The following is a 4,732-nucleotide window of genomic DNA, read 5'->3' as shown; positions in this document are numbered from 1 at the left end:
AAAGGGGTTAATACCAACTTGAGAATGGTGACAAACCTGCCATCGACTGAGATTACAGCCACGGACGAGGCATCGCCGACGACAGATCGGCGAGCCATCGAAGGCAACGTAACGTTGTGACAGGTGCAGGAATCTCAATCATGAAAACTCAAGTGATGTGGTCCAAATCGGCAATCGCGCTGGCACTGATTCTTTCGGTCGGCCTCGTCGGCTGCAGCAGCGGCGGTGGCGGTCATCGCAGCAGTTCGGGCAGCTCGACGGCGGACGGCACGGCGGGCACCGATGGCAGCGGTGGCGCGGGCGGCGGAACCGGCGGCGATACTGCCGGCACTGGTGGCACCGGCGGCACTGGCGGCGGAACCGGTGGCACTGGCGGTACCGGCGGTGGCACCGATCCGACCAATCCAACCAATCCGACAGACCCGACCGATCCCACCAACCCGACCAATCCCGCTGCACCTTCGCTGGTGACCACAACACTTGTTCAGGATGTCGGCAAAACCGTCAGCGGTGTCGGCGATGGCGTCGGCCAGATCGGCGATTCGCTGAGCACTGTTCCGGTCGCTGGCGGCATCGTGCAAAGCGTGGCCAACACCACCGGCAACGTGGTCAGCACCTTGGGCGATGGCGTCACTGATGGCATCGGTAAACTGGCCACTGACCCCAATGGCCTGACCACCACCGTGGCCTCGGTTGGCGGCGTGGTTTCCGATGTTGGCGACGGCGTGTCGGACCTCAGCGTCAAACTGAACACCGCGACCCGCAGCGTTCCCGTCGTTGGCGGTGTAGTCACCCGGGTGGCGCCGCTGGTCGATGGCATCGGTGAAAAAGTCACCATGCTTGGCGACACCCTCAACACCTCACTGACCAGCGGCCCGACCAGCCAGTTGACCAACAAGGTCGGCAGCGGCCTGGTGCCGGTGATCGCCATGGTCGAAAGCACCACCGACAAGCTCGGCGATGCCACCGGTCTGGGTGATCCGCTCAAAGGGGTGATCTCGAAAGTGGGCGGCACGGTGAACAGCCTTGGCGGCAAAGTCACCGACGCAGGCAGCGGCAATGCCCTGACCAACACCCTCGGCGGCGCCCTGAGCAACACCGGCACGGCGGTCGGCAAAGCGGGCGGCCTGGTGTCCAATGGCACTGGCTCGGGTACTGGCGGCATCGGTGGCATCGGTGGCGGGCTGGGCGGCACCGGTCTGCTGCAAACCGTGGGTGGCGCGGTGGTCAACGTCGGCAGCGGTCTGAATGCCGGCAGCACCAGCGGCGTGGTCAGTGCTGGCGGCGTCACCGCTGGCGGGCTGGGCAACACGATTGCGTCGATCAACACCGTACTTGGCGGCTCGGGCACACCGATCACTGCAACCACGTCGCCGCTGGCGAGTGTCGGCGCCGCAGTCGGTGCGGGCCTCAATCCGGTCACCAGCGCGGTCACCACTGTCACTCAACAGGTCGGCGCCGCTACCGGTCTCGGCACTCCGGTCGCTGGTCTTACAAATCAGGTGGGCGCCGCCGTCGGTAATCTCGGCGGAGCGATTGCCGCCACCAACAATCCGGTCACCACTGCTGTCGGCGGTCTGGTTACCAACGTCGGCGGCACCGTGGCAGCGGTCGGTGGTCTGGTCAACAGCGGCACTGCCACTGGCGGCGGCACGGCAACCGGTGGTCTGGGCGGGGTACTCGGTGGCCTGACCGGCGCGTTGAGCGGCACTCAACGCTAAATTGCACCTGGCCGATTCGACGGCCTTACCTACAGCGCCTACGCTTGGTTGAGGGCGGAAGATTCCCACGAGTCTTCCGCCTTTTTTCTAAGGAAAAATCTGCCCTGTGCTGTGTTCTGACCATGGAGTGTCCTATGCGCGTACTGGCATCCCTGCTGTGCCTGAGCCTCAGTTCCGCTGCCCTCGCCGACACCTTGCCCAGCTTTCTCAACAGCAACGAAACCATCCGCAACCTCCCCGTACCCAACCTGCCCGCCGACGCCTATCGGCCGAGCGCAGCGCCGCTGCAAGTGCCGGACCCGGGTGCGACCGCCGCACAGCCATTGCTGATGGAAACCAAGGTCAACCTCAAGACCGTGCAGATCGAAGGCGGCACGATCTACCCGCTCAACGAACTCGCGGAAATTTACAAGCCCCTGATCGGCCGTCAGGCCAGCCTTGCCGAACTGATCGAAGCCACGCGCAACATCACCCGTCGTTATCAGCAGGACGGCTACCTGTTGTCCTACGCGTTCCTGCCGCAACAGAACTTCGATGACGGCGTGGCGCGGGTGGTGCTGGTCGAGGGCTACGTGCGCGATATCCAGATGCAGGGCGACATCGGCCGGGTCAAAAGTCTGCTCGACAAACTCGCCGCGAAAATCCAGGCCGAACGCCCGCTGACGCGCAAGACCTTCGAGCGCTACACCACGCTGATGAGCCGCATTCCCGGCGTGACGATTCAAGCGCAAGTGCCACCGCCGGGCACCACCGATGGCGCGACCACCCTGATTGCCCAGGCCAGTCGCAAACCGTTCACCAGCACCCTGAGCACCACCGAAGACAACCGTAACGGCCCGCAGGCGTTGCTCGGTGTCAGCAGCAATTCGCAGACTTCGATGGGCGAACAGTTGAGCCTCAGCGGCCTGTTCCCGCCGGGTGACGACAAAGAGCATTACTACCGTCTCGACTACAGCCAGTTCCTCGATACCGAGGGCACGCAACTCAACGTCTCGGCCTCGCGTTACCGCGCCGACCCGGACACCGAAGTGCTGGTCGGCGGTGGCGGACGCCTGAGTACCCACCGCGAGAACGATCGCTACTCGATCGGTTTCAGCACGCCCCTGATCGCCTCCGCCAACGAACTGCTGACCGCCGGCTCGCGCCTGTATGCGGTCGACGACAAGACGCGCTATGACGGCATCAACTTTCCCTTCAGCACCGAACTGCGCACCGACGTCCGCGCCCTGGCTTTCGAAGGCGACTGGCGCAAGGCCGACGCCCGCCAACTGCGCATCCTCAGTGCCGGCGTCTACCAGGGCTTCGACAGCCTCGGCGCACACACCAACTACGACGACATCGACCTGGATTTCTTCCGCGTCAGGCTGTCCGGCGTGCAGAGCGACAAGTTCCTCGACAACTGGCAAGGCGTGCTCTCGGCGGCGCTGTACTGGAGCGACGACACCTTGCCCGACAGCGAACGCGCCGTATTCGGCGGGCAGAATTTCGGCCGTGGCTACCCCGACGACCAGGCCTCGGGCGACAAGGGTTGGGGCGTGGCCTACGAGGTCAACTACAGCTTCAACCGCGACGGCAACTGGGTGCGCATCCTGCAACCCTACGTCGTCGTCGACCGCTCGCGCAGCTGGTTCAACCAACTGCCGGTGCAGGCCAACAACCTGTCATCGACAGCCGTCGGGCTGAGGTTCGGCGATGCCAAGTACTACAACGTCGCCCTGGAAGTGGCGAAGGCCATGTCCGATGAAGCGCTGGACACGTTGAACCGCAAGCCGCGGTACAGCATCAGTTTCAGTTACCAGTTGTGATGGCCGAGCGGTGTGTCAGTCAGGATTTTTTTGACTGACGCACCGCCTTCGCGAGCAGGCTCGCTCCCACAGATTCGGCGGTATCCACGGTTCCTCAGAACAACCGCCGCCCCTGTGGGAGCAAGCCTGCTCGCGAAAGCGTTCGGCTATTCAAACTATTTATCGCAGCGCTTAAACCAGCCGTTTAAACACACGCCCCGTTACCTCGCAACAGCCCACAAATCCTTGCGCCTTTGCCTACGGCTACGCCAGAATCCGCCGGCTTGTGCGCCTGGGGCGCGGGTTCTATCGTTTGCCTGCCACTGCTCATCAGTGGTCGGGTTTAGTCGCCCGCTTGTCCACGACGCACAGGTTCCTGTCAGCCAGGTATTGCATACCTGCACTTGATGGTGGCTGTGCGCAGGGCGCCTACGGGCGCGCCGATTTCGTGGCTCATCGGTCGACTAACCTGCGTGCAGCTGCCTCCCTTTCGTTTAGTCGCGAACGGGTTGCGGCCCTACTCCATCAGGAGACTGAGCCCGTGAAAAAGATAACGCCCGATCCACCTCTTGCCGATCCAACCTTCGCCGACCCGCTCGTCGAAGCGCAAAAACTCAAGGAAGCCGCCGACCGCGCCATCGATTACTACCTCAACCCCCGCCTCATCAAAGACCCTGCCGCACCGCGCAAACCCAGCACCCTGTTCATCGTCGATCCGGCTGCGGAAAACGAAACCCTGTTGGTCCATGCCTGCGAATCACTGGCCTCGGCAAGCATCATGGCCAGCGACCTCGCCGGATTTATCGATGGACCGCAGCGCAGCTCCCTGCTGGGGATACAACAGGTGATCATGCTGGGCGAACTGGCGGTCAACCGCGTACTGGACAGGCTTGTGCCGGAGTGACAAGAGCAGGATGTTGGTTGCGAAGGTGGTGAGACAGGCAGAGCGTTGTTGGCTGACTGGCCGCCATCGCTGGCAAGCCAGCTCCCACAGGATTGATGTACATCAGGAAGAAATTGGTTGGCTGGCAGGGCGCTATCGCGAGCAGGCTCGCTCCCACAGTTTGAATCGAGTACATCAGCGAGAAACAGGTCGGCTATCAGGCCGCCTTCGCTGGCAAGCCAGCTCCCACAGTTTGATCGGGTGCGTTCAGTGAGAAACAGGTCGGCTGTCAGGCCGCCTTCGCTGGCAAGCCAGCTCCCACAGTTTGATCGGGTGCGTTCAGT

3 protein-coding genes are annotated in these 4,732 nt (G+C 63.0%); all 3 read left to right on the top strand.

The window, feature by feature from the left end; translation table 11 throughout:
• The first annotated feature begins 140 nt into the window (after nt 1–140).
• The 3 genes from F8N49_RS25650 (at nt 141) to F8N49_RS25640 (ending at nt 4,409) form a co-directional block, all read left to right on the top strand.
• Complete coding sequence (locus F8N49_RS25650; RefSeq protein ID WP_151553098.1) at nt 141–1,721, top strand: collagen-like triple helix repeat-containing protein; 1,581 nt, start codon at nt 141–143, stop codon at nt 1,719–1,721.
• Between the two features lie 134 nt (nt 1,722–1,855).
• Complete coding sequence (locus F8N49_RS25645; protein ID WP_151553096.1) at nt 1,856–3,526, top strand: ShlB/FhaC/HecB family hemolysin secretion/activation protein; 1,671 nt, start codon at nt 1,856–1,858, stop codon at nt 3,524–3,526.
• 520 nt (nt 3,527–4,046) lie between these two features.
• Entirely contained in the window at nt 4,047–4,409 is a 363-nt protein-coding gene (locus tag F8N49_RS25640) for a DUF6124 family protein (RefSeq protein ID WP_122748090.1), read from the top strand.
• Nucleotides 4,410–4,732 lie beyond the last annotated feature (323 nt).

Source organism: Pseudomonas sp. GXM4 (genome assembly GCF_008923895.1).
GTDB classification, from domain to species: domain Bacteria; phylum Pseudomonadota; class Gammaproteobacteria; order Pseudomonadales; family Pseudomonadaceae; genus Aquipseudomonas; species Aquipseudomonas atacamensis.
This window is presented reverse-complemented; position numbering and strand designations above follow the sequence as displayed.

Bases quoted from the DNA above. Each gene is read 5' to 3' on its own strand.
- F8N49_RS25650 (WP_151553098.1), top strand. From the start codon at position 141: ATGAAAACTCAAGTGATGTGGTCCAAATCGGCAATCGCGCTGGCACTG.
- F8N49_RS25645 (WP_151553096.1), top strand. From the start codon at position 1,856: ATGCGCGTACTGGCATCCCTGCTGTGCCTGAGCCTCAGTTCCGCTGCC.